The following is a 3421-nucleotide window of genomic DNA, read 5'->3' as shown; positions in this document are numbered from 1 at the left end:
AAATTTCATACTTAATTGGGCCTCAGGAAGACGGAAGCCGAGAATCTGTATGAAAAATCGAATACAATTCGCAATTTTTGTCGTTCGTGACGAATTGTATTCGAAAAATCGAATACAATTTTAACGCCTGGCCGGTACCTTGTAGATTTAATGCAACGCTAGTGCCCTATTAGCCGGGCGCGAGCCTAAAAAGTCAAAATAAGGTCCTTTTTTGCCTCTATTTCCTTTATGCTGCTAGACGGCGAGTAGCGTTTAGCGGCTTTTTCGTGGATATTCATAGACCATACCTTCTTTATTGTCAAAAAAGCCCCCATCAAGCGATGAGGGCTTAGGGAGCGCCGGACGTTCCCTTTTCAAGAGACAAGGATCCAGGTACAATAACTAGAGTTCTGCTAGCAGGCTGTTCCGCATTTACGCAAAAAAAGGAGCTGAAGCGCTTTGCCTATCACCAGAGAGTTGCATACCGACCAGGATTTCCAGGAAGCGTTGGACCGGAAGCTTCGCATCCGCGTGTTCCAAGACGATCACCTGATCGATAACGGCAGCATCGTGATCCGCTTCACGGACGATACGATCATCACCCAAGCCGGGGTGAGCGAGCTGTCCTACCATCCTCGCCGGGAATGCCAGTTTTTCGAGTTGAGAAAATAGTCCGGGCGAACCCCCGACTTCCGGCATAAAGGCTGGAAGCTCTTTACTCCTCCCCCATCGCCGTGCCCTAACCGACCTTGCCTTCCTGCCCCGCCGTCAACACCGCGGGGACTTCAGGCTTCAGCGGGGAGGCCTCTTTGCCGTAACGGATAAAAATCCATACGCCGCACAAAATCAGCACGCCGGCGGATAGCTGCAGCGGGGTCAGACTTTCCTTGAGCAGCAGCCAGGCCAGCAGCGAAGCAAACACCGGCTCGCCGAGAACGGCCATCGAAACCACCGAAGCGCTGAGGTATTTCATCAGCCAGTTGAACAAATAATGCCCGAACAGGGTCGGCACGATCGCCAGCAGCAGAAAGATTCCCCATTCGCGCGGGGCGTAGCCGGTAAACGAAATGCCTGAAGCCACGTTATAGACGGCCATCGCCGTGCCCGCCACGGCAAACACGAGGAAATTGTAGACGAAGGCGCTGATCGTTTGCAACAGTTGCTTGCCGACCAGGATATGTATCGCGATTGCGACCGTACCGAGCAGGGAGAGCAAATCGCCGGTTACCGCTTTGCCGGACAGGGCGAAGTCCCCGGAGCCGATAGCGATGGAGCCGACGAGCGCCAGCGTGATGCCGAGGATCATCGCTTTGTTGATTTTGGCGCCGAACAGGAAAAAGGAACCGAACATGACGATGATCGGCTCCAGCGTCAGGATGACGGTGGAGCTGGCCACGGTCGTCAACCGCAACGACCCCATCCACAGCAGGAAATGCAGGCCCAGCATCAGCCCGGAGAATAACAAACGCCCCCACTGTTTGGCGCTGAGTTGCGCAATTTCCCTCCGATAGCCCCACAGAAGCGGTAGCATCAGCAGATTGGTTAAATACATCCGGTACATGGCGATCGCCGAAACTTCGGCATTGGACCAGCGGATGAAAATAGAGGAAAACGAAATGGCGACGATTCCGATCACGTAAAGAATTTCGTATTGAGCCATGGACTTGCCGTTGGTATGCATACTCGTCAGGTCTCCCAGCTTTCCGTCGATGGTATGGTTTGTAATTGTTTGAAACTCTTTGCAAACCATTTCATTATAGCGGAGTTGCGGCGGTTCCTCAATCGAAATCTGTACGGCCGGGTCGCCTTTGGAAATACGAAATAAATTGTCCCCGACCCGCCCCCTATGCTACATTGAGGATAACATGGCCGAACGGCTTGGAAGGCTTGATCCGGCCTGATCCCATCCCTGATTTGGAGGTTAATCATGAATCCGATCGTCTCAACCCAATGGCTGGTAGCCCGCATGTACGAGCCGGACCTCGTTATCGTGGACTGCCGCTTCGAGCTCGGCCAACCGGAGGCCGGGCGTACGGCCTTCGACGCCGCGCATATTCCCGGCGCCGTCTACCTTGATCTCGAACGTGACCTGTCGGCGCCGGTCACGGAGCATGGCGGGCGGCATCCCCTGCCCGCCCCGGACGCGCTGGCCGAACGCTTCGGCCGCGCCGGTATCGGGGGCGCCACCCGGGTGGTCGCCTACGACGACCAGGGAGGCCTGAACGCCTCCCGCCTGTGGTGGCTGCTGCGCTGGCTGGGCCATGACGAAGTCTACGTCATGGCCGAGGGGTTCGCCGCCTGGCAGGCCGGCGGCTACCCTGTCACCGCTGAGCGGCGGACGGTCGTCCCCGCCGCCTTCACCCCCGCCGTCCGGCCGGACATGCTGGCCGGCGTAGAGGACGTGCGCCGGGCGCTGGGCGATCCCGACACGTTGCTCGTGGACTCGCGCGCCGCGGATCGCTATGCCGGCCTCACAGAACCGCTGGACGCCAAAGCCGGGCATATCCCGGGGGCGATCAACCGGTTCTGGAAGCAGGTGCTGGACGCCAGCGGCGCCTGGAAAAGCGACGGCGAGCTGCGCGAGCAGCTGGCGCCGGTAACCGCCGCGCTGGACGAAGGCCGCGAGGCCATCGTCTACTGCGGCTCCGGCGTCAGCGCTTGCCCGAACGTGCTCGCCCTCTACCGGCTTGGCTACCCGCAGGTCAAGCTGTACGCGGGAAGCTGGAGCGACTGGATCTCGTATGAGAACAATCCAATCGCAACGGGCGAAGAGTAAGGCCGGCGAAGCAGAGCCGGAAGCGGAATTGAGGGCAGCAACGGGTGATGAACAACTGACCTGTTGCTGCCTTCTTTGGCGTTCTCGTTCAATAGCTTGCAGACAAGAACATAGAACAATTTCAAGATAACAAAGCCCTGCTAGGAAGAGGCAGGGTTTGAAGAATAATCAATAACGGTAACTCAGTATTCTAAAAAATAGTTAATCGTCTAGCCGATAGCCGGCATTAGTCCATGCCTAAAATAAACAACTCACGTATACTGAACCATCTTTATAGGGAGGTGCCGTTATTGAGTTGTCCGGATAGAAAAAAACGGAGTACTAAGAAAATTGCAATTGTGTGCCATCCAAAAAAGAAGAGAATGAACCGTCGTCTTCGGGTTAACAAAAAAATCGTGCGGGTGCCGTGTCCCCCGCCAAAAGGACAACAATTACTTCAAGGACTTGCGGGAGCCATTGCAGAAGCTGGACCTGAAGGACTTGCAGGAGCACTTGGACCCCAGGGACTAGCCGGAATTGCAGGAGCGATTGGCACGCTTGGACCTGAAGGACTTGCAGGAGCACTTGGACCCCAGGGACTAGCCGGAATTGCAGGAGCGATTGGCGCGCTTGGACCTGAAGGACTAGCAGGAGCACTTGGACCCCAGGGACTGGCCGGAATTGCAG

The 3421-nt window shown here is 56.4% G+C and carries 3 protein-coding genes and 1 pseudogene; 3 read left to right on the top strand and 1 reads right to left on the bottom strand.

Features of this window, described 5'->3' with window-relative positions; translation table 11 throughout:
• Positions 1–438: 438 nt before the first annotated feature.
• Entirely contained in the window at positions 439–651 is a 213-nt protein-coding gene (locus ACQ4N8_RS27995) for a hypothetical protein (protein WP_430707649.1), read from the top strand.
• 67 nt (positions 652–718) lie between these two features.
• Here ACQ4N8_RS27995 and ACQ4N8_RS27990 read toward each other — a convergent pair whose 3' ends face one another.
• Positions 719–1660 carry a DMT family transporter gene (locus ACQ4N8_RS27990; protein WP_430707648.1) on the bottom strand — a complete coding sequence of 314 codons (942 nt, stop codon included), beginning with the start codon at positions 1658–1660 and terminating at the stop codon, positions 719–721.
• Between the two features lie 246 nt (positions 1661–1906).
• On the opposite strand from ACQ4N8_RS27990, the gene ACQ4N8_RS27985 reads away from it, so the two are divergent.
• Both ACQ4N8_RS27985 and ACQ4N8_RS27980 read left to right on the top strand, forming a co-directional pair.
• Positions 1907–2755, top strand: a complete 849-nt coding sequence (locus tag ACQ4N8_RS27985; protein ID WP_430707647.1) for a sulfurtransferase — start codon at positions 1907–1909, stop codon at positions 2753–2755.
• A 233-nt stretch (positions 2756–2988) separates the two neighbouring features.
• A pseudogene (locus ACQ4N8_RS27980) lies at positions 2989–3421 on the top strand (collagen-like protein); the annotation flags it as partial.

The organism is Paenibacillus macerans, assembly GCF_050565405.1.
In the GTDB taxonomy this organism is placed as follows: Bacteria; Bacillota; Bacilli; order Paenibacillales; family Paenibacillaceae; genus Fontibacillus; species Fontibacillus macerans_B.
This window is presented reverse-complemented; position numbering and strand designations above follow the sequence as displayed.

What these genes read in the sequence shown, in the direction of transcription:
- ACQ4N8_RS27990 (WP_430707648.1), bottom strand. Translation starts at nt 1,660, where the DNA reads ATGCATACCAACGGCAAGTCCATGGCTCAATACGAAATTCTTTACGTG.
- ACQ4N8_RS27985 (WP_430707647.1), top strand. Translation starts at nt 1,907, where the DNA reads ATGAATCCGATCGTCTCAACCCAATGGCTGGTAGCCCGCATGTACGAG.